22 protein-coding genes are annotated in these 25,167 nt (G+C 65.9%); 9 read left to right on the forward strand and 13 right to left on the reverse strand.

Annotated features, from left to right (window positions below):
* Positions 1-342: 342 nt before the first annotated feature.
* Positions 343-2,298 carry a mechanosensitive ion channel family protein gene (locus VIG90_RS07375; RefSeq protein WP_331592848.1) on the reverse strand — a complete coding sequence of 652 codons (1,956 nt, stop codon included), beginning with the start codon at positions 2,296-2,298 and terminating at the stop codon, positions 343-345.
* Positions 2,299-2,445: 147 nt separating this feature from the next.
* On the opposite strand from VIG90_RS07375, the gene VIG90_RS07380 reads away from it, so the two are divergent.
* Positions 2,446-3,660 (forward strand): amidohydrolase family protein, encoded by a 1,215-nt coding sequence (locus VIG90_RS07380; RefSeq protein WP_331592849.1) that lies wholly within the window; start codon positions 2,446-2,448, stop codon positions 3,658-3,660.
* 81 nt (positions 3,661-3,741) lie between these two features.
* Here VIG90_RS07380 and VIG90_RS07385 read toward each other — a convergent pair whose 3' ends face one another.
* Both VIG90_RS07385 and VIG90_RS07390 read right to left on the reverse strand, forming a co-directional pair.
* A complete protein-coding gene (locus tag VIG90_RS07385) occupies positions 3,742-4,791 on the reverse strand; it encodes a collagen-binding domain-containing protein (RefSeq protein ID WP_331592850.1) in 1,050 nt (349 codons plus the stop codon).
* Positions 4,792-4,931: 140 nt separating this feature from the next.
* Positions 4,932-5,963, reverse strand: a complete 1,032-nt coding sequence (locus tag VIG90_RS07390; protein WP_331592851.1) for an aldo/keto reductase — start codon at positions 5,961-5,963, stop codon at positions 4,932-4,934.
* 144 nt (positions 5,964-6,107) lie between these two features.
* Between VIG90_RS07390 and VIG90_RS07395 the strand changes: the two genes are divergently transcribed.
* Positions 6,108-6,842 (forward strand): YceI family protein, encoded by a 735-nt coding sequence (locus VIG90_RS07395; RefSeq protein WP_331592852.1) that lies wholly within the window; start codon positions 6,108-6,110, stop codon positions 6,840-6,842.
* A gap of 105 nt (positions 6,843-6,947) precedes the next feature.
* Here the strand turns inward: VIG90_RS07395 and VIG90_RS07400 are convergent, their stop codons facing one another.
* Together VIG90_RS07400 and VIG90_RS07405 are read right to left on the reverse strand one after the other, a co-directional pair.
* Complete coding sequence (locus tag VIG90_RS07400; RefSeq protein ID WP_331592853.1) at positions 6,948-7,664, reverse strand: glutathione S-transferase family protein; 717 nt, start codon at positions 7,662-7,664, stop codon at positions 6,948-6,950.
* Positions 7,661-8,746, reverse strand: coding sequence for a Rieske 2Fe-2S domain-containing protein (locus tag VIG90_RS07405; protein ID WP_331592854.1), 1,086 nt, complete (start codon positions 8,744-8,746; stop codon positions 7,661-7,663). The genes VIG90_RS07400 and VIG90_RS07405 overlap by 4 nt, the downstream gene beginning before the upstream one ends.
* A 132-nt stretch (positions 8,747-8,878) precedes the next feature.
* Between VIG90_RS07405 and VIG90_RS07410 the strand changes: the two genes are divergently transcribed.
* Positions 8,879-9,766, forward strand: a complete 888-nt coding sequence (locus tag VIG90_RS07410) for a LysR family transcriptional regulator (protein ID WP_331592855.1) — start codon at positions 8,879-8,881, stop codon at positions 9,764-9,766.
* Between the two features lie 40 nt (positions 9,767-9,806).
* Here the strand turns inward: VIG90_RS07410 and VIG90_RS07415 are convergent, their stop codons facing one another.
* Positions 9,807-11,063, reverse strand: coding sequence for a D-amino acid dehydrogenase (locus VIG90_RS07415; protein ID WP_331592856.1), 1,257 nt, complete (start codon positions 11,061-11,063; stop codon positions 9,807-9,809).
* Between the two features lie 29 nt (positions 11,064-11,092).
* Positions 11,093-12,205, reverse strand: coding sequence for an alanine racemase (alr, locus tag VIG90_RS07420; protein ID WP_331592857.1), 1,113 nt, complete (start codon positions 12,203-12,205; stop codon positions 11,093-11,095).
* Between the two features lie 119 nt (positions 12,206-12,324).
* On the opposite strand from alr, the gene VIG90_RS07425 reads away from it, so the two are divergent.
* From VIG90_RS07425 to VIG90_RS07435, 3 genes are all read left to right on the forward strand, one after another.
* Positions 12,325-12,783, forward strand: coding sequence for an Lrp/AsnC family transcriptional regulator (locus VIG90_RS07425; protein WP_331592858.1), 459 nt, complete (start codon positions 12,325-12,327; stop codon positions 12,781-12,783).
* A gap of 70 nt (positions 12,784-12,853) precedes the next feature.
* Positions 12,854-13,207: an I78 family peptidase inhibitor gene (locus tag VIG90_RS07430; RefSeq protein ID WP_331592859.1), complete on the forward strand. Its 354-nt coding sequence runs from the start codon at positions 12,854-12,856 to the stop codon at positions 13,205-13,207.
* A 45-nt stretch (positions 13,208-13,252) separates the two neighbouring features.
* Entirely contained in the window at positions 13,253-14,308 is a 1,056-nt protein-coding gene (locus VIG90_RS07435; RefSeq protein ID WP_331592860.1) for a metal-dependent hydrolase, read from the forward strand.
* On the opposite strand, the gene VIG90_RS07440 is transcribed toward VIG90_RS07435, so the two are convergent.
* From VIG90_RS07440 to VIG90_RS07460, 5 genes are all read right to left on the reverse strand, one after another.
* Entirely contained in the window at positions 14,191-14,583 is a 393-nt protein-coding gene (locus VIG90_RS07440; protein WP_331592861.1) for a hypothetical protein, read from the reverse strand. The genes VIG90_RS07435 and VIG90_RS07440 overlap by 118 nt on opposite strands.
* A gap of 91 nt (positions 14,584-14,674) precedes the next feature.
* Positions 14,675-15,100 carry a nucleoside diphosphate kinase regulator gene (rnk, locus tag VIG90_RS07445; protein ID WP_331592862.1) on the reverse strand — a complete coding sequence of 142 codons (426 nt, stop codon included), beginning with the start codon at positions 15,098-15,100 and terminating at the stop codon, positions 14,675-14,677.
* A 407-nt stretch (positions 15,101-15,507) separates the two neighbouring features.
* Complete coding sequence (locus VIG90_RS07450; RefSeq protein WP_331592863.1) at positions 15,508-16,920, reverse strand: efflux transporter outer membrane subunit; 1,413 nt, start codon at positions 16,918-16,920, stop codon at positions 15,508-15,510.
* Between the two features lie 11 nt (positions 16,921-16,931).
* On the reverse strand, positions 16,932-20,081 hold the full coding sequence (locus VIG90_RS07455; RefSeq protein ID WP_331592864.1) for an efflux RND transporter permease subunit: 3,150 nt from the start codon (positions 20,079-20,081) through the stop codon (positions 16,932-16,934).
* A 6-nt stretch (positions 20,082-20,087) separates the two neighbouring features.
* Complete coding sequence (locus tag VIG90_RS07460; protein ID WP_331592865.1) at positions 20,088-21,257, reverse strand: efflux RND transporter periplasmic adaptor subunit; 1,170 nt, start codon at positions 21,255-21,257, stop codon at positions 20,088-20,090.
* Between the two features lie 106 nt (positions 21,258-21,363).
* Between VIG90_RS07460 and VIG90_RS07465 the strand changes: the two genes are divergently transcribed.
* Positions 21,364-22,020, forward strand: a complete 657-nt coding sequence (locus VIG90_RS07465) for a TetR/AcrR family transcriptional regulator (protein ID WP_331592866.1) — start codon at positions 21,364-21,366, stop codon at positions 22,018-22,020.
* Between the two features lie 85 nt (positions 22,021-22,105).
* On the forward strand, positions 22,106-22,702 hold the full coding sequence (locus VIG90_RS07470; protein WP_331592867.1) for a PEP-CTERM sorting domain-containing protein: 597 nt from the start codon (positions 22,106-22,108) through the stop codon (positions 22,700-22,702).
* 88 nt (positions 22,703-22,790) lie between these two features.
* Here VIG90_RS07470 and pyrC read toward each other — a convergent pair whose 3' ends face one another.
* Positions 22,791-23,828: a dihydroorotase gene (gene pyrC / locus VIG90_RS07475; protein ID WP_349257201.1), complete on the reverse strand. Its 1,038-nt coding sequence runs from the start codon at positions 23,826-23,828 to the stop codon at positions 22,791-22,793.
* A gap of 147 nt (positions 23,829-23,975) precedes the next feature.
* Between pyrC and VIG90_RS07480 the strand changes: the two genes are divergently transcribed.
* Entirely contained in the window at positions 23,976-25,091 is a 1,116-nt protein-coding gene (locus tag VIG90_RS07480; protein WP_331592869.1) for a CaiB/BaiF CoA-transferase family protein, read from the forward strand.
* Positions 25,092-25,167 lie beyond the last annotated feature (76 nt).

The raw sequence follows: 25,167 nt of genomic DNA on the forward strand, positions 1-25,167 counted from the left end.
CCCCTTGCGATCGCCCTTCGTTGAAACGGGTCGCGCGTTTTCCTCAAAATCATTCTAAAATTAGAAGGCGGCGCAGGTTGAGGGGGGGCGCGAACAAGGCGTTAACAGGTGGCGCGTTCCCGCCGCACCGAAATAGGCAAATACCTATTGACGTGGTGATATTATTGCTATAAACCTGCCACCCAATAAGGAGCGGTGACAGTGCCGCCAACGGGGGAGGGGTTTATGGTGACGGGGCCGGTGTTCGTGTTGGTTCTTGGGCTGGTGCTGATTGCGCTGGCCGGGTGCGCGGCGCCGGCACTCGGGCGGATTGCCGGCGTGCGCGTTTACCGGGGCCGGGCCTCAGCTCTGGTTGCCGGGGGCGTTCGGCGTGGTGCCCGGCTGGGGCGTGCCCGTTTGCAGGCCGGGCTGGGCCGCGCCCTGTTGCGGGCTGGCGCCGGGCTGAGCCGGGCCGGCCTGTGCTGGCCCGGGCTGAGCTGTGCTGGGCTGGGCTGGGCCGGGCTGAGCTGCGTCAAGCGGCGCGATGCCGGTCTGCGGCAGGGAGCCGCTTGCAAGGAACACGGACGTGGCTGCCGTGGTGGCCTTGGTGGGCGGGGCAAGGGTGAGCTCCATCTCGGCCACGAGGGCCAGCATGCGCAGGGTCACTTCTTCCTGAACCAGCAGGAAGCCGTCGAAATCAGCGGCGCGAACGTAGGCGAACACCTCGATGGGCAAGCGATCATCGCCAACGCCCAGCAGGCGGACGCGGGGCGGGCCGATGAAACGGTCGTCCTCCGCGAGCAGGGCGCGCAGTCGCTCCATGAAATCGGCCAGCTGGTCCGGCGGCGTGGTTTGATGCAGGTTGAGCATCGGGTGGAACCAGAACTGGCCGCGGCGGCTGTAGTTCTCGATCGGCTTGGAGGCGAATTCGCTGTTCGGGATGACGACGAGGGTCTGGTCGAGCGTGCGGATGCGGGTGGAGCGGATGCCCAGCTCCTCGACGGTTCCGGTGGTGGTTCCGATCGTGCAGAACTCGCCGACGCGCACGGGCTGGTCGGCCAGAATGGTGACGCTGGCGACCAGATTCTCGATGAGCTTCTGCGCGCCGAGCGCCAGCGCAAGACCGCCAACGCCGAGGGCGGCGATACCGGCGGTCATGTCGTAGCCGAGGGTGTCAAAGATGGCGAGGATGCCGATGATGATGACCAGGCCCTTGACCAGACGGCGCAGGAAGGTGGCCAGCTGAGCGAATTGCCCGGAGCCGTGGCCCTGGAGACGGCGGATGATGACGCCGCCCACGGCGTCGATGACGCGCCACGCCAGCCAGGCAAGGGCGAACCACGCCACCACCTCGACAGCGCGGGCGAAGAGTTCGCGCGCCACGATGGAGAGGCCAAGACGCGGGGCGATGACGGTGACGGCAATGGCGGCGAGCCACAGGCGCAGCGGCTGAGCGATGGCGGCGAACACCGAGCGCGCTTCACGGTGGCGGAAGCGATACCACCACGTGTCAATGCGCAGGATGAGCGCGATCAGCAGCCACGAGGCGAAGTAGCAGACGACTGCAAGGGCGATCAACGCCAGCCAGTGGCCGATGGGTGCGCCGAACGCCGTTTCCTCGAGGAACGGCTTGGGCATGACGCGCTCAAGCGTGGTGGTCTGCTCTTCTCCCTTGGTGTAGAGGCTGGGTACGGACTTCAGGGTTTCGCGTGAGATGAGCCAGATGGGGCCGGTTTCGCTCGGGACGGATTCCAGAAGGATATCCACCTTCTCGTCATCGCTGCGAATGGTGCCCACACGCTCGATGAGCGGCTCGAGGCCGTCGTCCAGATGGCCCTCGGGCTTGCCGCTGATAGCGGTACGGGGCAGGAAGGTGCCGCCTCGGTCGAGCAGGCTTTGAAGTTGCTCGGCGAGCTCCTTGCCACGGGCCTCGCGCCGCGCCTTGGGAATGTTCTCAAGGTTGAGATAGAGGCTGGCACGGGCGTGGTCCGCCGCGGCAATGGCGGCAACGAAGCCGCCGACCGTGCCCTCGGGCGTGCCGCGGCCGTAGGGGTCAGCCGGAGCGGGTGCCTCCTCCGCCGCGGGGGCCTCCGGTGTAAGGGACTGGGCCGATGCCGGGCTGAAGGGTGCCCACAGCAGCAGGATGAAGAGCAACAGCGCAGCGGTGGCGGCGCGTCGGCACAGGTCGGCGGACGGCCGGATCGGGAAACAGCGACAGATCATGCCGTAAAGAACGGCAAGCGCGGCCTTTTGGTCCATCGATCCGCCAAGCGGACGGATGCGGGCGATAAATTGCCTGAAGGCGGCAGATGCGGCCACCCCCCGTCTCGCCGGGTGCGCAGGATCATAAATAAGTGTTTACTTAAGAAAAGAAGCGTTGGCCGGCAGGGCAAGAACGGTGTCGCCGGCGTGCGAGCCTGCTATCTGCCGACCGGCAACAGGCATGAGCGAAGGGAAGGAGCGGGTATGAGCCTTGTGATCGACGTTGATGCGCATTTCGAGCCGGGCGCGGACTGGCTGGCGTCTTACCCCGACCTTGCCCGCCGCCTGCCCGAGCTGGACGGCGGCGCGCTGGCGGTGAAGGTGCTGTGCGGCGACCTGCTCGCCTCCATGCCCGAGGCACGGCGCCCCTCGATGGCGGAGCTGATGCCGCCGGGCCTCCTGACGCTGTTCGCGCAGGAGAAGGCGGAGGAAAAGAACCGCCGCGCCGAGTTCGAGGGCAAGAACCAGATGGAGGTGGCCAACGCCAAGGCCCGCCTGAAGTGGATGGACACGCAGGGCATCGACATCCAGAACGTGATCTGCCTCTCCGGCGTGACGTATCTGGCCTTCATCGAGGACGCGGGGCTGCGGCGCGAGACCGTGCGGGCGGCCAACGATTGGCTGGCGGACACCTGCGCCGAGGGCAACGGGCGGCTGCTGCCGGTGACGGCGCTGGATTATTCCGATCTGGACTGGGCGATTGCGGAGATGGCGCGGATGCGCGGGCGCGGCAGCCGCATCGTGCTGGTGCCGGGCGCGCCGGTGAACGGCGTCTCCATCGTGCACCCGTCATGGGACAAATTCTGGCAGGCGGTGACGGACAACGGCATGGTGGCCATGCTGCACACCGGCTTCGAGCGGATGACGTTCGATCCGGGCTGGGCCAACATGGAGGCGGACGCCACGCTGCTGCGCCAGTTCGGCGGCAGCTTCCGCCATGTGACGCCCATGCTGGTGATCAACGCGATGATCCTGAGCGGGCTGTTCGAGCGGCACCCGACGCTGACGCTGATGCTGGCGGAACTGGGTGTCGGCTGGCTGCCGTTCTTCATGCACGACATTGATGATCGCATCTCGCCGACGGCGCAACTGTTCGTCGGCCAGTGGAAATATCCGCTGAAGCCGAGCGAGTATCTTGTGCGCAACATACGGGCAACGCCGCTGACGGGCGGCAATGACTCGCCGATCGAGGATATCATGCGTCGCCTGCCGGAGGACATGCTGGTGTTCTCCTCCGACTTTCCGCACTTCGAGGGAATGAACGATCCGGCCGCTCACTACGAGGCGGTGTTCAGGGACCTCGGCCAGCGCCGCAAGCAGCTGTTCATGGGCGGGGCGGTCGAGGCGCTGTACGCGCGGATGAACGATCCGCTGCGCAGGCCCCGCGTGCTGGCCGGATGTGGCGGCACGGGGGTTTGAGGCCAGATAGCCTGAGGACAGAGAGCATGCAGACAGGCAGGCGCAGGCGGGGCGAACCTGCCTGCGCCTGCCTGTTGCGGATCAGGCGGCGGGACGCGCGGCCGGACGGCGGCGCAGGCCGGCAATGCCGAGGACGCCGAGGCCTAGCAGGCCGATCATGGCCGGTTCGGGAATTTCGGTCAGCGGGGGCGGCGGCGGCGCGAAGGTCAGCTTGTTGCCGGCATAGCCCGGCAGGTGAACCTGGCCGTTCTGGGTGAAGCTGCCTGCCACCACGCTGCCGTCGATGGGCGTGAAGTTGGAGACGACGGCGTTCGGCGCGAGGACGGAGCCGAAGATCTGGCGGCCGAGGCGGACGGTTTCCGCTTCGAAGAAGTTCCAGATGATGTGCTGGCTGGCGAACAGGTTGCTGCCGATGCCGCCAGTCTGCCAGTTAGCGTCGATGTTGATGTTGGTGCCAGCCACATTGACGATGATCGTATCAAGGCTGGTGAGGGCATCGCCATAGAAGCCGTAGCTGGCGACGTTGCCGAAGAAGTCTGAGGCGAGGTTGACGACGGCGACGCCGTCATTGTTCTGATCAGCAATATTGATGCGGAAGTTGTTTCGATCGCGGATGTCGGCCCGGCCGTAGCTGGACTCGGCGGCGCGGCCCGCAAGGTTGGTGGACAGGCCGAAGAAGTCCGCGCGGTCGAGCACGTCGACGGCGCCCGCTGCATTGGTCTGGACCGTGCGGCCCTGCGTGTTGCCGGTCAGCCGGACAGAGCCGTTGGACTTGCCGCCGATGTAGGCGCTGCCGCTGTCCTGAATTTCGACGGAGCCGGTGACATTGCCGCCGACGCGCAGGTCGCTGTTCTTGACCTTGATGTTCTGACCGGTGACGTTGCCGGTGACGGTGAGGCCCGAGCCCCCGGAGTAGCGGGTATAGTTGGAGCCCACCATGTTGCCGTTGCTCAGGTTGCCGTCAACGTAGACGCTGCCCTGAATGTCCTGATTGAGCTTGAAGCTGTCGAATACAATCAGGTTGTATTCGCGCATGGCTTCCAGCGCTTCAACGGGACCGGCGACCGCCGCGCCATGCATAACCGCTCCGGCCAGGGCTGTGCCGACCAGAAGGCGGATTGAGTTCTTCATCGCAGGGGGCTCCATAGGATGCAGAATCGCATTAGATGCAATCTACACCCTATGTACCAACAAATGATTTACGGCAAGAACCGACAAGGCTCGTGCCGCTTTGACGCAGACCGGCCCGGGTCTCGGGTTTGGGGCCGGGTTCAGGCGGAGACGTCTTCCTGTTCCTCCGGCAGCAATTCAGTGTCGACCATGGCCTGCATGGCGGCGGAATAGCGGCCGCCATGCACCGCGCCCGGCTGGAAGATGTCGTCGATGGCGTCGATGGTCTCGGGCGTCAGAGTGACATCCAGCGCGCCGAGATCCTCCTCCAAGTGGGCGATGCTGCGGGTGCCGGGAATGGGCACGATGTTCGGGCCGCGCGCCAGCACCCATGCCAGCGCCAGCTGGGCCGGGGTGCAGCCGATATCGTCCGCGATGTCGCCGAACTGCTCGTAGAGCTTCAGGTTGTGCGACAGGTTCGGCTCGAGGAACCGGGGCATGACGGCGCGGATATCGCCCGGCACATAGTCCGCCGTCTTGACCGCGCCGGCCAGGAAGCCCCGGGCCACGGGCGAGAAGGCGACGAAGCCGATGTCCAGCGCCTCGCAGGCGTCCAGCACGGCGACTTCCGGGTTGCGCACCCAGGGCGAGTATTCGGTCTGGATGGCGGCGATGGGATGCACCGCGTGGGCGCGGCGGATGGTGGCGGCGGACATCTCGCTGAGGCCGATGTGCCGGATCTTGCCCGCTTCGACTGCCCGGGAGAGCTCGCCCACGGAGTCCTCGACCGGCACGTTGCGGTCCAGCCGGTGCAGGTAATAGAGGTCGATATAGTCCGTGCGCAGGCGCTGGAGCGCCTCATCGAGCGTGCGGCGGATGGTTTCGGGGCGGCCATCGACCACGCGCTTGCCCTCGACGATGCCCAGCACGCACTTGCTGGCCAGCACGAACTCCTGCCGCCGGTGCATGATGGCCGAGCCGAGCAGCTTCTCGTTCTCGCCATCGCCGTAGATGGCGGCGGTATCGAAGAAGGTGACGCCCAGATCAAGCGCCCGGTTCAGCAGGGCAGCGCCTTCCTCGGGCGTGGGCGGGACGCCGTAGGCATGGTTGAGATTCATGCAGCCAAGGCCGATGGCCGAGACTTCGAGCGGGCCGACCTTCCGGGATTGAAGAGTGCTACCAGCCGTTGTCATGACAAATCTCCCGCATGTTCTTCTTGCGAAGCACCCATAACACGTCGGGCCTTGAGTGGCAGCAGTTTACCCCCGATAAATCAGGGGGGAGCCGGGTTCGCGCAAGTCCGGTTCGGTATGCGAGCACAGCAGAAGGGGGAACCAATGGCTGCAAGACTGTTTCTGATCGGCGGCGCATGTTTGCTGCTGACGGCCTGCGGAGAGCGGGCCAACGACAACGGGGCTCCGGCCGCAAACGATACCGCCGGGACGACCGCTGCGGTTGGCGAGGTGACGCAGGCCCAGACCGGACAGGTGAACCTGGAAGTGCCGGCAGGCGTCTACAAGCTGGATCCGAACCACGCGCTGCTGCAATGGTCGGTCTCGCACCTGGGCCTGTCCAACTACACCGCAAAGTTCACGAACTATGACACAACCGTCACGATCGCCCCGGAGGGGATGGAGAAATCCAGGATCGTGCTAAGCATCGATCCGCGCTCGGTGCGCACGGATTTTCCGGGCGATTATGCGGGCACCCACAAAGGCTCGCCCTACAAGACCTGGGACGATGACCTGGCGCTGAGCGACAAGTTCCTGAACGGCGCGAAATTCCCGCTGATCACGTTCACCTCCACGCACATCGAGCGGGCCGGGCCGAACCTGGCCAAGGTGACGGGCGACCTGAATTTCCTTGGCCAGACCAAGCCGGTGACGATGAACGTGAGCGTTGTCGGCCAGTCCGCCAGCCACCCGATGTTCGGCACGCCGGTGATCGGCTTCCGCGCGGAAGGCAAGTTCAACCGCTCCGACTTCGGCATGGAAAAAGGCCCGATCGGCGATGAGGTGACGGTGGTGTTCGACGCCGAATTCCACCCGGCGGCAGAGGCGGGCGCTCAGTAAGTCCGGCCCTGACCGGCGAACAGTAAGATGGGGGCCTCGCTGATCCGACAGGATCGGGTCCGGGAGGCCCCGGTTCTTGCGGCGTTTCTGCCGGTTGTGGTCTGGCTACCGCCTGCCAAAAAAGCGGTCCCGATCCTCGGGTGTGGCCGCCTCGAAGGCGAGCGCGTCTGCCGCCTCCGCCTGTTCCACGGCCTGCATCCCTTCAATGACGGCAGGCCGCGCACCGACGCGTTGCCGCCAGGCATCGAGGCGAGGAAACCGGCTCGCCTCAAACCCGTGCCGTTCCAGATACAGCGCCCACGGATAGGTGGCGATGTCCGCGATCGAGTAAGCCTCGCCGCCGAGATAGGCGGACTGTTCCAGACGCTGATCGAGCAGGCGATAAAGGCGCTCCGCTTCCCGCCGATAGCGGTCGTAGGCGTAGTCAATGTCCCGGGCTGCAAACGTAAAGTGGTTGAGTTGCCCGAGCATCGGTCCCATGTTGCAGGCCTGTATCATGAGCCACTGGATCACCCCTGATCGCGCAGGCTCGGCTCCGGGCAGCAAGGCCCGGAACTGCTCGGCCAGGTAGATCAGGATCGCAGCAGATTCGAAGATGACGACAGGCGCGTCACTGCTTGCGCGGCGATCGACCAGCACGGGCACCTTGCGGTTCGGGTTCAGCTTCTCGAAGTCTGGCTCGAACTGCCCGCCGCGGAATACGTCGACGTGGCGAAAGGTGTAGGCCTGGCCGATCTCCGCCAGCATGATCGTGATCTTGCGAACATTCGGGCTTGCCATGCCATAAAGCTCGATGGCCGGCTGGCCGTCTGCGCTGGTCATGCGGCGTCTTCCACCGGCCGCGGTTCCCCGAAGGTCACCACCTGGCCCTGTACACGCTTCTGGATTGCAGCGGCCTTGTCGCGCGGGTTGTAGAACTGGCTGTACCACAGCCGGACCTTGCCGTAGGGACCGTCCGCCGGGATCTGCATCGGATTGACGGACGGGGCCTTGTTGGCCCAGATTTCCACGTCCTGGGCAACGGCGTCGCGGCTGGCGCGCTGATACATGCGCGCCGTCTCCAGATCGGTCCGGGCGGCCTCAAGGCTCGGCATCTTGACCATCAGGGCGTGCCAGATGCGTGTCATGCCTTTGCCGACAGGCGTGTGGGCGAGCAGCATGAGCGATGGAAACGCACCGCGCATATCCGACTGGAGAATGGACGGGCCTTCGTACCAGGTGTCGAGCGCCAGCGTGCTGCTTGCGTCCGATGCCAGCGTGCGGTGGCCCGCATCAAAGCGCTGAATCACCTTGTGACCGTCAAAGATATTGTCGAAATACTGATTGTGGAGGCTGCCGTGGATCGGCCCCATGTGGCCGAAATCCGCCATGTTGTCGACGATCTCGACCGCGTGCACGGGCAAGGTGCCGTAGTCGTCGATCAGCCAGCGCACCCAGCCTTCGTTTTCCTTGTCCCAGGGCGCGAAGGCGGGGAGATCCTGATCCGGCTGCTGCCCTTCGGGGTCATGCCACATCCAGACGATCCCGGCGCGCTCGGCAACGGGAAAGGTTTTCAGGCAGGCGGCCTTGGGGATGAAGTTCGGCGAATAGGGAATGTCGTCGCATTTGCCATCGGGGCCGAAGCGCCAGCCGTGGAACGGGCAGCGGATGGACTCGCCCTGAACCTGCTCGCCGTCTCGCACGACATAGGAGGTGGTGTTCTTGGCAAGGTGAGCGCCCATGTGCGGGCAGTAGGCCTCAACGAGGTGCGGCTTGCCGCTCGCCCCGCGGTAGAACACCATTTCCTGACCAAAATAATGCAGAGTTTCAGGCCCCTTGCTGCCGAGCTTTCCGGCATCGCCGATCATGAACCAGCCGCGCGGAAATTCGTATGTGCCAAGTTTGTAATCTGGCGTCGGTGTCATCGGTCCTCTCCCGCTATGTCTGTTTTCCCATAGGGTGCGGTGTGGACGGCTTGCGGACAAGATTGCAGTGCGCACACTCCGGTGTGCAAATTTGCCCGCGACATGCGGGAGACCTCGTGCAAATATTCCCGCATGATCGATTGGGACAATCTGCGCTTCTTTCTGACGGCGGTGCGTGCGGGCAATTACAGCGCGGCAGCGAAGCGGCTGCGTGTCGACCGGACCACCGTGGGCCGGCGGCTGGAGCGGCTGGAGCATCAGGCGGGGGTGCCGCTGTTCGAGCAGGGGGAAGACGGATACCATCCGACGGCGGCAGGGCGGCGGGTGCTTGGCGTTGCGGACCGGATCGAGGCGCTGGTGGCGGAGCTGGAAGCCGGGCTGGAGCGTGAAGCGAAGACGGAGCAGGCGGAGCTTCGAATTTCCGTTGCCACCGAACTCGGGTCCGAATTCATGCCGGAGCTGGCGGAATTCGCGCGAGCCCATCCCCATGTGCAGCTCCGGATCAGCGCATCGAGCGATCCGGAAGAGGACGTCATCACCCGCAAGTGCGAGGTCGGCTTCTGTCTGGTCGACCAGATTCCAAGGCACCTGCGCGGAACGCGCATCGGGACGCTGCGCCAGGCGGGCTATGCGTCAGAGGCCTATCTGGAGGAGCGCGGGCGCGGCCTGCCGCCGCAGGACTATGAATGGGTGCGCTGCTCCAACTCCTCGCGCGTCAGGGCCATGAAACAGTGGGACGATATTTTCTGCCGCACCGTGCGCGTGTCGGCGTACGTGGACAGCTGGCCGGCGCTGCGACGCTCCGTCGAGCAGGATCTGGGCGCGGCCTTCTTGTGGACGTTCGTTGCGGATGGAAATCCGGCCCTGCACCGCGTCACGCCCCTTCACGAGGAGCTTGGCGTTGGCCTGCACCTGCTGGTGCGCGACGACGTGCCGATGGACCAGCCGACGCGGGCGTTCATGTCGGTGATGGTGCCCCGCCTCTCGCAGCGGATAGCGCTGAAACTCCCGGAGGAATAGCCCCTCCTGACGCCAGGGCGGTCAGGAGGGGCCGGGCAGATCAGGCGGCGTAGCGCGCGATGCCGAGGTCGCGGATCTCGATATCCGGCTGAGTGCCGGAGACGGCGTCCGCCAGCACGCGGCCGGAGCCGCAGGCCATGGTCCAGCCCAGCGTGCCGTGGCCGGTGTTGAGGAACAGGTTGGGCACGGGGGTTGCGCCGACGACGGGCGTGCTGTCCGGCGTCATGGGGCGCAGGCCAGACCAGTAGGTGCCGGAGGCGACATCGCCCGCGCCGGGGAACAGGCCGGTCAGCGACATCTCCAGCGTGCGGCGGCGGCGCTCGGGCAGGTCATGGGTGAAGCCGGAGACCTCCGCCATGCCGCCGACGCGGATGCGATCCCCCAGGCGGGTGATGGCGATCTTGAAGCTCTCATCCAGCAGGGTGGACTGGGGGGCCTTGTCCGGGTTCACGATGGGCACGGTGATGGAGTAGCCCTTGACCGGATAGACCGGCAGGCTGAGGCCCAAGGGGGCGACCAGTCTGGGCGTGTAGCTGCCCAGCGCGACGACGTAGGCGTCCGCCACCACATCACCTTTGCTCGTCTGCACCTTGGTGATGCGCCCGCCGCCGAGCTGGATGTTGAGGATGTCGGTGTCGTACTGGAAGGTGACGCCGCCGGCCTCTGCCATCCTGGCCAGCGCGTTGGTGAACTTGAAGCAATCCCCGGTTTCGTCATTGGGCAGGCGCAGGCCGCCGACGAAGGGATCGCTGGAGTGGGCAAGGCCGGGCTCGACTTTGATGCAGCCGGCGCGGTCCAGCACCTCGAACGGGACGCCGCCGGCGCGGAGAACTTCGATGTCCTTGCCGATGCCGTCAAGCTGGGCCTGGGTGCGGAAGAGCTGCAAGGTACCGCGGGCACGCTCGTCATAGGCGATGCCGGTGTCCTGACGAAGCTGCATGAGCAGATCGCGGCTGTATTCGGCAAGGCGCACCATGCGAGCCTTGTTCACGGCGTAGCGGGTTGATGTGCAGTTGCGCAGCATGGCGAACAGCCACGCGTACATGGCGGGGTCCGCATTGGGGCGGATGATGAGGGGCGCGTGCTCCATCATCAGCCACTTGATGGCCTTCAAGGGCACATCCGGCCCGGCCCACGGCGAGGAGTAGCCGGGGGAGATCTGACCGGCGTTGGCGAAGCTGGTCTCGTTGGCCGGACCGGGCTGGCGGTCGATGACGGTGACGGTGTGCCCGGCCTTCATGAGATACCAGGCGGAGGCCACGCCGATGACGCCACTGCCGAGGACTGCAACATGCATGGGTTTAGCCCTTCACTGGGATGGTCTGGCTATGCCCCGATCCATTCCCGGGCGTAGCGGTGCCCGAGGCTGGTGAGGATTTCATAGGGGATGGTCTGGGCGTCCCGCGCCACGTCCTCGACGGACTGGTGCGGGCCGATGAGCTCGACGACGTCTCCCGCCTTCAGCGCGCCTTCGGGCAGGGCGGTGATGTCGAGCGTGATGCTGTCCATGGAGACGCGGCCCGCGATGGGCAGGCGCACGTCGCCGAAGTAGGCCGCGCCGCGATTGCTCAGGTGGCGCAGCCAGCCGTCCGCATAGCCGACGCCGATGGTGGCGATGCGGGTGGGCAGGTTGGAGGAATAGGTGAGGCCGTAGCCGACGCCGCGCCCGGCGGGGACGGTGCGCACCTGAATGATGCGGGCGTCCAGACGGACGACGGGCTCAACCGGCGAGGGCAGGCCCGGGTGGGGCGCTGCACCGTAAAGAGACACCCCCGGTCGCACCAGATCCTGACGGAAGGCAGGGAGGGAGAGGAAACTACCGCCGGAATTGGCGAGCGACCGGGGGGCGGGGGGTAAGCGATTGGCCAGCGCCTCGAACTGGGCGAGCTGGAGGGAATTGGCGGGGTGGTCCGGCTCATCCCCGCAGGCCAGGTGGCTCATGACGAGGACGAGGTTGAGGTCCCGCTGGAAATCGATTTCGCCGAGGAGGGCGTCCATGTCCTCGGGCGCAAGGCCGAGGCGGGACATGCCGCTGTCCACCTGCACGGCGGCATCCAGTGGCCGGCCCATGGACTTGCCCAGAGCAACCCACGCGCGAACCTGCTCGGGCGAGTTGAGAACGGGGATGGCCCCCGTCTCAAGGCATGTCTCCTCGGCACCGGGATAGGCACCGTTCAGGATGAAGAGGCGGGCGTCTGCCGGAAGATGCGGGCGCAGCGAGACGGCCTCGCCGAGGTGGGCAACGAAGAAGTCACGGCAGCCAGCAATGGCAAGGGCCGGGGCGACGCGATCAGCACCGAGGCCATAGGCATCCGCCTTGACGACGGCGGCGGCGCGGGCCGGGGCGACCTGCTGGGCGATGACACGATAATTGGCGCACAGCGCCTTCAGATCGATGATCAGTCGCGCCCCTGCGCCGCCCGTCCATGAATTCTGCATTGCCGTGACTCAAATCCTCAGAACACCACGCAGGGTAATCGAAAATCGTTTGAATAAATTGCCAATCGGCGCAACAAAATGCGCTGGATGACGATTTCGTTGCATTCGATGCGACATGGATGGAACGCAATTCAATGGAACTGGATGCCATCGACCGGAAGATCATCGGCATTTTGCGGGTGAACGGCCGTATCCCCAACAATGAGCTGGCGGCGGAGGTGGGGCTGTCCGCCTCGGCGTGCCTGCGGCGGGTCAAGCTGTTGGAGCAGAACGGGGTGATCCGGGGCTACCGGGCTGTGATTTCGGTGGCCAACGAGCCGGGCGCGCTGACGGCGATCGTGCGCATTACGCTGGACAAGCAGACCGAGGATTACCTCAATCGGTTCGAGGCGGCGGTGCGGCGGCATCCGGAGATCGTGGAGTGCTTCCTGATGACCGGCAATGAGGATTACATCCTGCGGGTGGTCGCCCCCGGCAACGTGGCCTACGAGGCCATCCACAAGGACATTCTCTCGCGCCTGCCGGGGGTGGCGCGCATCCACTCAAGCTTTGCCATTCGCAGCGTGCTGACCTCGTGACACGGCGTCTTGAGGTGGCGTCATGAGGGATGACGCTATATTGTCGGCACGTAATTGAATGGAGGGATTTATGTCTGTCGTGCGGTTTGGAATGATGGCGGGGGTGATGCTGCTGGGTGCGTGCGCAACCCAGCCCGAGGCCAGCTCTGGCGAAGGCGCGGGCGCGCCGGTGCCGCCGTCGGCGGCAGAAGCGCCTGTCGAGCCTGCGGCGGACGAGCAGAAACAGTGCAATGCCGAGGCGGTGCAGACCCTTGTGGGCCAGACGCACACCGAGGCGCTCTCGGTGGATGCGGTGAAGCAGAGCGGTGCGCGCACGCTGCGCGTCATCAAGCCGGGCATGGCAGTGACCATGGATTACCGCATCGACCGGCTCAACCTGGAACTGGACGAGGCCGGCAAGGTGGTTGCGGCGCGCTGCGGCTGACGCCGGGCAAGTGTGATCCGACGGTGTTGAGGGCAGGGGGCGGACGTGGATAATCTTGCGCATACGCTGGTGGGCGCGGCGCTGGGGCAGGCGGGCCTGAAGCGCAAGACCGGGCTCGGCATGGCGACGCTGATGATCGCCGCCAACCTGCCCGATATCGACGCCTTCGGGCTGCTGATCGGCGAGAACCTGGCGTGGCGGCGGGGCTGGACCCATGGGCCGCTCGCGCTGGTGGTGCTGCCGCTCCTGCTGACGGCGGCGATGGTGGTGTTCGACCGCTGGCAGAGCAGGCGGGGCAAACGGCCGGAGGCGCGCCTGCCCGTGCGCCCCGGCTGGGTGCTGGCGCTGGCTTATATCGGCATCCTCTCCCACCCGCTGCTGGATTTCCTCAACACCTACGGCATCCGCTGCCTGATGCCGTTCAGCGAGCGCTGGTTCTACGGCGATGCGCTGTTCATCATTGACATCTGGGTGTGGCTGACTCTGGCGCTGGGTATCTGGTGGTCGCGCCGCAAGGAGCGGCCTGGCGGGAGCCGCCGCACCGGGGCCGTGGGCAGGCCGGCGCTGGCGGCGCTGGTGCTGGTGGCCGCCTATGCCGGGGCCATGGGCGTGGGCAGTGCCGTGGCCGAGCGGTTCGTGACGCGGGACGTTGAAGCGCGCGGGCTGGGGGTGCCGCAGCGGGTGGTGGCAAGCCCGGTGCCGCTGGATCCGTTCAGGCGGGCGCATCGTGTTCGACATGGGGACGGCCTACGGCTTTGGCGACCTGCGCTTTCTGCCGCGCACCCGCTTCACGCCCGAGCCGGGCCTAACGCCGACCAACATGGACAACCCGGCCGTTGCGCTGGCGGCGCGGCAGAGCAAGCCGATGGCGGATTTCCTCTACTGGTCCCGCCTGCCGTTCGTGGAGGTGAAAGAGGGCGCGGGCGGCACGGAGGTCATTCTGGGCGATGCGCGCTACAACCGCCTGCCCGGCGACGGGCGGTTCACCGTTCGCGCCCTGATTCCGGGCGGGATTCCGGGTGGGATTTCAGGGCAGGTTTCAGCGAGGCCCACAGCGCCAGCAGCCCCACAGCCAGCATCACTGACAGAGTAACGCTGTAGAACACCGCGCCGCTTGGCTTCTCAGGGCCGAACAGCAGGTGATCCAGCGTCGGCATCAGGAGGGAGAGAACAAGGCCGCAGAACAGGCCCCAGGCTGCGGCCAGCGGCGCGGGGCCGTGGCGGCGGACAGACAGGGCGGCCGCCAGCATGGCGGCTCCGACCAGCAGTTCATCAAATGCCAGCGGCAGGAAACGGGGATTTCCCCACCAGCGGGCGACCTCGCCGCCTGCAAGCAGCAGCGCGACGATGATGGTGAAGAGACGGAGCTTTGCCATGCAGGAGGTGTTCCATCAGGCGATGGCCCAAGTCAAGCCGGCTGGGTCAGGCCGGGTGGGGGCAAGCTTCGCCTCGCCCCCGTTCCGCCCGTCAGGCCTGCGGTGCCGGCTGTGCTTCCGGCTGCTTCACCGAGACGACGGTGAGCTGGTGCTCCTTGCCGTCCCGCGCGGTCCAGGTGATGGACTGGCCCGGCGACAGGCCGATGAGGGCGGTGCCGATGGGCGTCAGGATGGAAATGCGGCCACTGGCGATGTCCGCATCGCCCGGGAACACCAGCGTGACCGACTTGGTCTCGCCGCCGTCGGACTGGTATTCGATGATCGAGCCCATCTGCACCACATTGGCCGGAACGCTGCCGTTGGGCACCACATTGGCGCGGTCGATCTCGGCCTGAAGCTCCTCGGCAATCTCGGGCGAGCGGTCTTCCACCGCCTCGGCAAGGCCGGTCAGGCGGTCATAATCCAGCTCGCTGAGAACGATCTTGGGCTTGCGGGAGGATTTGCGGGGTTGGGCCATGATGGTTCAGAATCCTTGCAAATGCGAACGAATTGGGACTGGTGAATCCGGAGAGGATGACGACGCGGTTCCGCCGGAGTGGCTGACACTGAACTGAACGCGCCGGGTGTGTGAATGCTTACGGCTGTGAAAAGCCTGACGCCCCATGAGCTTGGGGCGCACGTGCCAAGCTCAGGGGCTTACGATCCCGCGATGGGGCAAATCCGGAAACAGGTGGCACAGCGAATAGTCATGCCTTGAATCTCGGGTGTTTTGAGTTTTTGTCAAGCAAAGGATGTTCCGCGCCAGGGAGGCGGGGGCGCCAGGCTCCCCGGCGAGGTGGGTGCGAGGTGGAGAACAGATAAAAAAAGGCCGCCGATGCGGGGGACATCGGCGGCCAGAGAAGCGGCCTGAGAACAGGGGGGGAATTATTTCAGGCCGCCACCCAGGGTGCGGTACAGGTCAACCAGATTGACGTCCCGCGCGAGGCGGGTGGCAATCAGGCTCTGCTGTGCCGCGAAATGCGTGCGCTGGGCATCCAGCGTTGCAAGGAAGGAGTCAGCGCCGAGGCGATACCGGGCCTCGGACATCTGCAGCAGTTCGGACGCCGCCTTCTCCAGCGACTGCTGGGCGTCCAGCTGTTCATCGATGGTGGCGCGGCGAGCCAGCGCGTCGGCGACCTCGCGGAAGGCGGTCTGCACCGTGCGCTCGTAGTTGGCGACGGCGGCATCGCGCGCCGCCTCGGTTGCGCGCAGGTTGGCGACATTGCGCCCGCCCGAGAAGATCGGCAGCGAGATCGTCGGCGTGTAGGACCAGGTCCTGGTGCCCGCGTCGAACAGTCCGGAGAACGAGCTGCTCATGGTGCCGAACATGCCGGTGAGCGAGATGCTCGGGAAGAAGGCCGCCCGCGCCGCGCCAATGTTGGCGTTGGCGGAGATCAGCTCGTGCTCGGCCGCGCGGACGTCCGGCCGTTGCAGCAGCACCTCCGAGGAGACGCCGACCGGAAGCGCGGCAAGGGTGGACGGAGCCTCGTTGCCCTGCGCGGGCAGGAGGGTCTCCGGCACGGTGGCGCCGACCAGAAGCGTGAGCGCGTTCAGGTCCTGCTGCACGAGGGTGCGCAGGTTGGCGACATCGGACCGGGCGGACTCGTAGCTGGTCTGGGCCTGCCGCACGTCGATCCCCGAGGCCGAGCCGTTGTCGAACCGGGCCTTGATGAGATCGTAGGTCTGGCGGAACGCCTGCATGGTGCGCTCCGCCGTGGCGAGGCGCTGGCGATCCGCCGAGAGGGTGAGCCAGGTATTGGCCGTCTCCGCGATCAGGCTGATGCGGGCGGCGTTGCGGTTCTGCTCGGTGGCGAAGAACTGCTCGAGCGCGGCCTCGGACAGGCTCTGGATGCGGCCGAACAGGTCGATCTCCCACGCCGCGCCGACGCTGGCCGACCAGTTCTCGATGGTGCCGCTGCCGTATAGCTGGGCGGCGGTGCCGCCGGGGCGCTGCTCGGTCATGGTGCCGTCGGCGCTGATGGAGGGCAGGAGTGCCGAGCGCTCGACGCGGTAAATGGCGCGGGCCTGCTCGACGTTCGCCGCCGCGATGCGCAGATCGCGGTTGTTGGCGAGCGCCAACTCGATGACGCCGCGCAGGCGCTCGTCCGTGAAGAACTCCTGCCAGCCGATGTCGGCCACCAAACGCTCCTGGGCGCCGGCGTCGGCGGCTGCGCCCCCCATGGCGGGGAGCGCAGCGGGAACCGCCAGATCCGGGCGCTTGTAGTCCGGGGCGAGGGTACAGCCGCCAAGGAAGATCGCGACGCTCAGCAGCGGTGCGGTTGCGAAGATTTTACGCATGACAGTTGTCCTCATTCGGCCGGTTGCAGCGCCGGTTCGGCATCCTGCCCGGCAGCGCTGGCCTTGCGGTGGAACAGCCTGGTCACCAGCACGAAGAACAGGGGGATGAAGAAGATCGCCAGCACCGTGGCCGCCAGCATGCCGCCGGTGACGCTGATGCCGATGGCGTTCTGGCCGCCCGCACCCGCACCGCTGGACAGGGCCAGCGGGATGATGCCGCCGATGAAGGCGAACGACGTCATCAGGATCGGCCGCAGACGCAGGCGCGCCGCGTGGATCGCCGCCTCGATGAGCGGTTTGCCCGCCTTGCGCTCGGCCTCGGCGAACTCGACGATCAGAATGGCGTTCTTCGCCGACACGCCGACCACGGTGAGCAGCGCCACCTGGAAGTAGATGTCGTTGTAGAGGCCGAACAGGTTGGCCGAGATCAGCGCGCCGAAGATGCCCAGCGGCGCGGCCAGCATGACCGACAGCGGCACCGACCAGCTCTCATAGAGCGCAGCAAGGCAGAGGAACACGAACAGGAGCGACATGACGTACATTGCGTAGGCCTGATCGCCGCTGGCGCGCTCTTCGTAGGACGTGCTGGACCAGGCGTAGCCGACGCCCTGCGGCAGCTTGGCCACCAGCTCTTCCATGGCCTTCATCGCCTCGCCCGAGCTGACGCCCTCGGCCGCCTCGCCCTGGATGTTGAAGGACGGGACGCCGTTGAAGCGCTCCAGACGGGCCGGACCGTACCCCCATTCGGAGGTGCCGAAGGCGGAGAACGGAGCCATCTGGCCGTTTGCGCCGCGCACATGCCATGCGCCCAGATCCTCCGGCGTCTGCCGGTAGGGCTCGTCCGCCTGCATGTAGACCTTCTTCACGCGGCCGCGATCGATGAAGTCATCGACGTAGGAACCGCCCAGCGCGGTCGAGATGGTGTCGTTGACCTCGGCGATGCTGAGGCCGTGGGCGCCGGCAACGGCGGCGTCCACGTTCAGCTTGAGCTGAGGCGTGTCTTCCTGACCGTTCGGGCGGACCGAGCGCAGCAGCGGATGCTGTGCGGCCTCGGCCAGAAGCTGGTTGCGTGCCGCCAGGAACTGGTCGCGCGGCAGGCCGCCCAGGTTCTGGAGCTGGAAGTCGAAACCGTTGGCGGTGCCCAGTTCCATGATGGCGGGCGGGGTGAAGGCGATGACCATGGCGTCACGGTCGCTGCCCATGGCGGCCATGAAGCGGGCGGCCAGTGCCTGCGCGGAATTGTCCTTGCCCGGACGATCCGCCCAAGGCTTCAGACTGATGAAGATGTGACCCATGTTCTGGCCGCGGCCGGCGAAGCTGAAGCCGTTGACGGTGAACACCTGGTCGACGATGTCGGCTTCCTCGGTGAGGAGGTAATTGTTGACTTTGTCGATGACGGCCTGGGTGCGGGTGTAGCTGGAGCCGGTGGGCAGCTGGATCATGCCGATGACCTGACCCTGGTCTTCCTCGGGAAGGAAGCTGGAGGGCAGGCGGGTGAACAGCAGGCCGAGGCCGACGCACATCAGGCCGAACAGCAGCATGGAACGCTTGGGCGTGCGCACGACGCGGGCCACGCCCTTCTCATACTTCACCGTGCCCTTGTCGAACACCCGGTTGAACCAACCGAAGAAGCCGGTGGTCTTGCCGTGATGGCCCTTCTTGACCGGCTTCAGCATGGTGGCGCAGAGCGCCGGGGTGAAGATGAGCGCCACCAGCACCGACAGGGCCATTGCGGTGACGATGGTGACGGAGAACTGGCGGTAGATCACGCCCGCCGAGCCGGCGAAGAAGGCCATGGGCAGGAACACCGCCGACAGCACGAGGCCAATACCGATCAGCGCGCCGCTGATCTCGCCCATCGACTTGCGGGTGGCCTCAAGCGGGGAGAGGCCCTCCTCGGACATGATGCGCTCGACGTTCTCGACGACGACGATGGCGTCGTCGACGAGCAGGCCGATGGCCAGCACCATGCCGAACAGGGTGAGGGTGTTGATGGAGTAGCCCAGAAGCGCCAGCACGCCGAACGTGCCGAGCAGCACCACCGGCACGGCGATGGTGGGGATGAGCGTGGCCCGGAAGTTCTGCAGGAACAGCAGCATCACCAGGAACACGAGCACGACGGCCTCGATCAGCGTCTTGACCACCTGGGTGATGGAGGCGTCGACGAACGGCGTGGTGTCGAGGGGGTAGCTGATGCGCACGTCGGGTGGCAGGGAGACGGAGAGCTGATCGACCGTCTCCTTCACCGCCTCCAGCGTGTCGAGCGCGTTGGCGCCCGGTGCGAGACGGATGGCAAGACCGGCCGCCGGCTTGCCGTTGACCTGGCCGCTGACGGAGTAGTTCTCGCTGCCGATCTCGACGCGGGCAACGTCGGCAAGGCGAACGGTGGAGCCGTCCGCATTGGTGCGCAGGACGATATTGCGGAATTCCTCCGGTGTCGTCAGGCGCGTCTGGGCCGTGACGGTGGCGTTCAGTGCGCGCTCGGCCGTGGCGGGACGGGCGCCGAGCTGACCGGCGGAGACCTGGGCGTTCTGCGCCCGGATGGCGGTCTTCACATCGCTCGTCGTCAGGTTGAACGACTTCAGCTTGTGCGGATCGAGCCAGATGCGCATGGCGTACTGCGCGCCCAGCACCTGGGTTTCGCCGACGCCCGGCACACGGCTGACCGGGTCCTGGATACGGGTGAAGATCATGTCGCCGAGGTCGCCCGACGAGCGGGAGCCGTCCTCGGAATAGACAGTCATCACGGCCAGGAAGTTGATGGTTGCCTTGGCGACGCGCAGGCCCTGCAGCTGCACTTCCTGCGGCAGCAGGGGCGTTGCCAGCTGCAGCTTGTTCTGCACCTGAACCTGAGCGATGTCGGCGTTGGTGCCCTGCTCGAAGGTCAGAGTGATGTCCGCATTGCCCGAGGAGTCGCTGGAGGAGGACATGTAGCGCAGGCCATCAAGGCCCTTGAGTTGCTGCTCGATGACCTGCGTGACCGTGTTCTCAAGCGTTTCCGCCGACGCGCCCGGATAGGAAGCGCTGATGCGGATGCTGGGCGGGGCGACGTTCGGAAACTGCGACACAGGCAGCCGCATCATTGCGAGCAGGCCCATGATCATGATGGAGATCGCGATCACCCACGCAAAGATGGGGCGATCGATGAAAAAGCGGGACATGGACTCTTACCTCGCAGCGTTGCCGTTCAGGGACGCGGCAACAGTCTTCACTGGCGCACCGGGGCGGATCTTCAGGAAGCCATCGACGATGAGCGTCTCGCCCGCCTTCAGGCCATCCGTGATCAGCCACTTGTTGCCAACGGCACGCGCGGCGCTGACGATGCGGGGCTCTACCTTGCCCTCGGCATTCACCAGCATGGCCACGGCCTCGCCGCGCTCGTTGCGGGAAATCGCCTGCTGGGGCGCGAGAATGGCGTCGGACGCGATGCCCTGGGTCAGCTGCGCCTTCACGTACATGCCCGGCAGCAGCAGGCCGTCCGGATTGGGAACCGCGGCGCGAATGACCGCCGAACCGGAGGATGGGTCGACCGACACTTCCGAGAATTTCAAGGTGCCTTCGTGCGCGTACGCCTTGCCGCTCGGCAGGATGATACGGACCTTAGCGGTCTGGGCGTTGCCGCCCTTGATGTTGCCCGACAGGAACGCCTCGCGCAGGGCCATCAGCTCCGCGCCGGACTGGGTGACGTCGACGTAGATGGGGTCCAACGTCTGGATGGTGGCCAGCGCCTGTGCCTGACCCGCCGTGACCAGCGCGCCAGGCGTGAAGGTGGAGCGGCCGATGCGGCCCGAGATGGGGGCCGTGACACGGGTGTATTCCAGATTGATGCGGGCCGTCTGCACCGCGGCCTTGGCAGCGGCGACTTCCGCGGCGGCCTGATCGCGCGCGGCAGCGGCGTCTTCCGCATCCTGCTTGGAGACGGCGTTGATGTTGACCAGCTCGGCGTAACGATCCGCCTTCGCACGCACCGACTTCAGCGTGGCCTCGGCCCGCTTGAGGTTGGCCACGGCCTGATCATGTGCGGCCTGGAAGGGGGCCGGGTCGATCTGATACAGAAGCTGGCCCTTCTTGACCATGGAGCCTTCCTCGAACAGGCGCTTCTGAATGATGCCGCCGACCTGCGGCCGCACGTCAGACACCATATAAGAGGTCAGGCGACCGGCCAGTTCGGTGGTCAGGGCCGCTGATTCGGGCTGGAGCGTAATAACGCCGACCTCGGGGGTCGGCGCTTCTTGCGGCTGTTCCTTGGAGCTACAGGCTGTCAACGCGGCGCCCAGTGCGATTACCAGTGCCAGATGTACCGCTCGCTTAGGTTTACGATCGGTTGAGAGGGTCATAAACAGCAACTCCAAAAAAGAGAATGATCGTTCATTCTTTTATGGTGGCTTTATGCGGCCCCGCTTGGTAAGGGTCAAGAAAAGTTTTCCTCAGGGGAGGGGAAAAATGGTGCGTTGCGAAATGGTCAAGAAAGCGCGCGAAATTCGTGCGGACAAACGGCGTCGGCAAGTGCTGGACGCGGCCAGTGCCTGCTTCCGCGAGGAGGGTTTCCACGGCGCGAGCATGAGCCGCATTGCGGCACGTGCCGAGATGAGCGTGGGTCATATATACCGCTATTTTGACAGCAAGGAGACAATCATCATCGCGCTGGTGCAGCGGGACTGCGCCAAGTTCGATCGATGGTTGAGGCGCATGATTTCCTCGGCGGCGACCATCGAGACGGTCATCGCCAACCTGCGCCGGGGCATGCCCTGGCTGCTGAACCGCGACCGCGCGGCGATCTTTCTGGAAATGCACGCCGAGGCCGGGCGCAACTCGAAGATCGCTGCCGTGCTGACCGAGATGGACCACAACCTGCGCTGCCTGCTGAAGGAGTTGATCGGCCGCGTGCGCCGGACCTCCCAGTCCGGACCGGAGGAAGTGACCGACGTGACGATCGAGGTCGTGCTGCTTCAGCTTCAGGGCGTTGCCGCGCGCGTGACCCTCAATCCCAACCTGGACCGGAGCGTCTTTCTGGAGGGCTTCGAGCGGGTGGCGCTGGCGGTGCTGGCGCCGGAGGCCAGCGCGCAATGCGTGCTGAAGGAAGCGGGGAAGGCGGGCTGAACTGCCTGCGGTTGAAGCGGCAGAGTTGTAAGGCTGGTTTTACATTTCCGGAATTAGCTTGGCCGTAAGTCATTGATTTTACGTAATGGCACACTTCTTGCTTTTTGTTAGCAAAATTTTTGTTAACAAAAAGGGAAAGCTCGTGAACCTGAAACTGTTACTGTGTGCACTGGGACTGGCCATTGCAGGAGCCGGCACCGCAAATGCCACGTTGATTACGAAGCACTGGGGCTTTGAAGCACAGACGAGTGGTCCGATCAGCCACCATAAAGGCTATTTCTCTTATCAGTATAACACTGAAACACAGGATGCCGAACTTACCGCGATCGATTTCGCGCTGGGCGACTATGTCTTCTCGCTGGACGACGTGTTGTTCGACATCGACTCCAGCTTCATTCTCCTGGGGGGCAAGATCAATCGTATCAACGGTGTCACGCCCAATACGAACGACTTTTATCTGCTTTTCCTGCCCGGTCAGGGGTTCGCTTCCTTCCATTATACTCAGGCAGGCTGGAATGCCATCGACAGGGTAACTCCTGTGGTGACGGAGCTTGCAGGGCCGCCGGTGACAACCAATCCCGACCCGGTGGATGTTGCCGAACCGGGAACGCTTGGTTTGATCGGGGCGGGTCTGGCCGGTTTGGCGCTGGCCACCCTGCGCCGCCGCAAGGCCGCTGCCTGAGCCATTCGGCTTGGAGAATGCAGGCAAAAAAGCGCCCCGGTCGGTGACGGCCGGGGCGCTTCGCGTTGCAGGGACTGGTTGAACCGGTTCAGTCCACCAGACGCCAGCTGAGCGCCTCGCCCGCCTTCAAGGGGATGATGACCTCGCCGTTCGCATAGGGCAGGGTGGCGGGCAGCTTCCAGGTCTCGCGCACCAGCGTGACGGTCTTCTCGTTGCGCGGCAGGCCGTAGAAGTCCGGCCCGAAGTGGCTGGCAAAGCCCTCCAGCTTGTCGAGCGCGCCGGCTTCCTCGAACGCGGTGGCATAGAGCTCCATCGCTGCGGGCGCGGTATAGGAGCCGGCGCAGCCGCAGGCGGCTTCCTTAGCCTTCTGGGCGTGGGGGGCGCTGTCCGTGCCGAGGAAGAAGCGCGGATTGCCGGACGCGGCGGCTTCCAGCAGCGCCTCGCGGTGGATGCCGCGCTTCAGGATCGGCAGGCAGAAGAAGTGCGGGCGGATGCCGCCGACCAGCATGTCGTTGCGGTCGAACAGGAGGTGGTGAGCGGTGATGGTCGCGCCCAGATTGTCCGGGCCCTGCATCACGAACGCCGCGGCTTCCTTCGTGGTGATGTGCTCGAACACCACCTTGAGGTTGGGCAGGCGGACCAGGAGCGGCGAGAGCACGCGGTCGATGAACACGGCCTCGCGGTCGAAGATGTCGACCTCGGGGTCGGTCACCTCGCCGTGAACCAGCAGCGGCAGGCCATGCTCGGCCATGGCGGCAAGGGTTTCATCAACCTTGCGGATGTCGGTGACGCCGGAGGCGGAGTTGGTGGTCGCGCCCGCTGGATAAAGCTTGAGCGCTTGCACGAGGCCGCTGGCCTTGGCCTTCTCGATCTCCGACGGCGGGGTGTCGTCGGTCAGATAAAGGGTCATCAGCGGCTCGAAGTCGCTGCCCTCGGGGCGGGCGGCCAGAATCCGCTCGCGGTAGGCAAGCGCCTGCTCGGTGGTGGTGACCGGCGGGACGAGGTTGGGCATGATGATCGCCCGGCCGAACTGGCGGGCCGTATAGGGCAGGACGGCGGCCAGCGCCTCGCCGTCGCGCACGTGGAGGTGCCAGTCATCCGGTTGCGTGAGGGTGATCCGGTCCATGACCATCTCCTGCCTTATGGTGCCGCGTCTTGCCGAGTCTTCGGGTTGGGGGGCCGTGTAGCCTGCCTTGCCCTGAAACGCTAGAGTTCCTGTAACAGCCGCGCAGCCGGAGAACGGCATTGCCGGAACTGGCGGGGGAGAGGCGCAATGACGAAGCGCAGCGGGCCGCTTGCGGGCCTCAGGATCATAGAGTTCGCCGGGATCGGCCCGGGGCCGTTCTGCGGCATGCTGCTGGCCGACCTGGGGGCGGAGGTGGTGCAGATCGACCGGCCGGGCGGGGCCATGGCGGCCTACGCCGTTGCCGACCATCGGCGCAATTTCCTCAACCGGGGCAGGCGCTCGCTGGTGCTGGACCTGAAAAGCCCGGATGGTCTGGAGACGGCGCTGAGGCTGGTGGAGCGGGCCGATGCGGTGATCGAGGCCAACCGGCCGGGCGTGGCCGAGCGACTAGGCATCGGGCCGGAGGTGTGCCTGGCGCGCAATCCCCGGCTGGTCTATGGCCGGGTGACGGGTTGGGGGCAGAGCGGCCCGCTGGCCGAGTGGGCGGGGCACGACATCAACTATATAGCGCTGGCCGGGGCTCTGCATGTATGCGGACGGGACGGCGAGAAGCCCGCCATCCCGCAGAACTTCGTTGCCGACATGGGCGGCGGCGGGCTGTACCTCGCCTTCGGCATGGTGGCGGCGCTGCTGGAGGCCCGCCAGTCCGGGCAAGGGCAGGTGGTGGACGCGGCCATGATCGAGGGGACGGCTCTTCAGCTCGCGGTCGTCCTCACCCAGCGCGCGCTCGGCCAGTTCGACGACCGGCGCGGGGCCGGCTTCACCGGCGGCAGCGCCCCCTTCTATGATGTGTATGAGACCAAGGACGGCGGGTATCTGGCCGTTGGCGCGATCGAGCCCGCCTTCTACCGGACTTTCCTGCGGGAAACGGGGCTGGCGGACCCGGAGTTCGATGCCCAGTGGGACCGGGCGCGCTGGCCCGCGCTCAAGGAGAAGGTGGCGGCGCGGCTGAAGGAGCGCACCCGCGACGACTGGATGACGGCGTTCAGCAGCGAGGCCTGCGTGGCGCCGGTGCTCTCCCTTGCGGAAGCGGAGCACCATCCGCACATGGCGGCGCGCGGCGTTTTCATCCGAGACGGGGATATCATGCAGCCCGCGCCGGGTCCGCGGTTCAGCCGTACTCCGGGTGCAGTCGGTGCGCCGCCGCCCCGGCCGGGTGCGGATGGGGAGGACGTGCTGCGCGACTGGGGCGTGGAGGCCTGATGCCGCGCTCAAGCGCCAGGGCATGGCAGGGTTGCAGGCTTTGAGCGTATCGGTTCGCGGGTTGGTGCGTTAACGT

The organism is Pedomonas sp., assembly GCF_036515995.1.
Taxonomy (GTDB): domain Bacteria; phylum Pseudomonadota; class Alphaproteobacteria; order Sphingomonadales; family Sphingomonadaceae; genus Pedomonas.

Bases quoted from the DNA above. Each gene is read 5' to 3' on its own strand.
- VIG90_RS07380 (WP_331592849.1), top strand. From the start codon at position 2,446: ATGAGCCTTGTGATCGACGTTGATGCGCATTTCGAGCCGGGCGCGGAC.
- VIG90_RS07385 (WP_331592850.1), bottom strand. From the start codon at position 4,791: ATGAAGAACTCAATCCGCCTTCTGGTCGGCACAGCCCTGGCCGGAGCG.
- VIG90_RS07390 (WP_331592851.1), bottom strand. From the start codon at position 5,963: ATGACAACGGCTGGTAGCACTCTTCAATCCCGGAAGGTCGGCCCGCTC.
- VIG90_RS07395 (WP_331592852.1), top strand. From the start codon at position 6,108: ATGGCTGCAAGACTGTTTCTGATCGGCGGCGCATGTTTGCTGCTGACG.
- VIG90_RS07400 (WP_331592853.1), bottom strand. From the start codon at position 7,664: ATGACCAGCGCAGACGGCCAGCCGGCCATCGAGCTTTATGGCATGGCA.
- VIG90_RS07405 (WP_331592854.1), bottom strand. From the start codon at position 8,746: ATGACACCGACGCCAGATTACAAACTTGGCACATACGAATTTCCGCGC.
- VIG90_RS07410 (WP_331592855.1), top strand. From the start codon at position 8,879: ATGATCGATTGGGACAATCTGCGCTTCTTTCTGACGGCGGTGCGTGCG.
- VIG90_RS07415 (WP_331592856.1), bottom strand. From the start codon at position 11,063: ATGCATGTTGCAGTCCTCGGCAGTGGCGTCATCGGCGTGGCCTCCGCC.
- alr (WP_331592857.1), bottom strand. From the start codon at position 12,205: ATGCAGAATTCATGGACGGGCGGCGCAGGGGCGCGACTGATCATCGAT.
- VIG90_RS07425 (WP_331592858.1), top strand. From the start codon at position 12,325: ATGGAACGCAATTCAATGGAACTGGATGCCATCGACCGGAAGATCATC.
- VIG90_RS07430 (WP_331592859.1), top strand. From the start codon at position 12,854: ATGTCTGTCGTGCGGTTTGGAATGATGGCGGGGGTGATGCTGCTGGGT.
- VIG90_RS07440 (WP_331592861.1), bottom strand. From the start codon at position 14,583: ATGGCAAAGCTCCGTCTCTTCACCATCATCGTCGCGCTGCTGCTTGCA.
- rnk (WP_331592862.1), bottom strand. From the start codon at position 15,100: ATGGCCCAACCCCGCAAATCCTCCCGCAAGCCCAAGATCGTTCTCAGC.
- VIG90_RS07450 (WP_331592863.1), bottom strand. From the start codon at position 16,920: ATGCGTAAAATCTTCGCAACCGCACCGCTGCTGAGCGTCGCGATCTTC.
- VIG90_RS07455 (WP_331592864.1), bottom strand. From the start codon at position 20,081: ATGTCCCGCTTTTTCATCGATCGCCCCATCTTTGCGTGGGTGATCGCG.
- VIG90_RS07460 (WP_331592865.1), bottom strand. From the start codon at position 21,257: ATGACCCTCTCAACCGATCGTAAACCTAAGCGAGCGGTACATCTGGCA.
- VIG90_RS07465 (WP_331592866.1), top strand. From the start codon at position 21,364: ATGGTGCGTTGCGAAATGGTCAAGAAAGCGCGCGAAATTCGTGCGGAC.
- VIG90_RS07470 (WP_331592867.1), top strand. From the start codon at position 22,106: ATGGCACACTTCTTGCTTTTTGTTAGCAAAATTTTTGTTAACAAAAAG.
- pyrC (WP_349257201.1), bottom strand. From the start codon at position 23,828: ATGGACCGGATCACCCTCACGCAACCGGATGACTGGCACCTCCACGTG.
- VIG90_RS07480 (WP_331592869.1), top strand. From the start codon at position 23,976: ATGACGAAGCGCAGCGGGCCGCTTGCGGGCCTCAGGATCATAGAGTTC.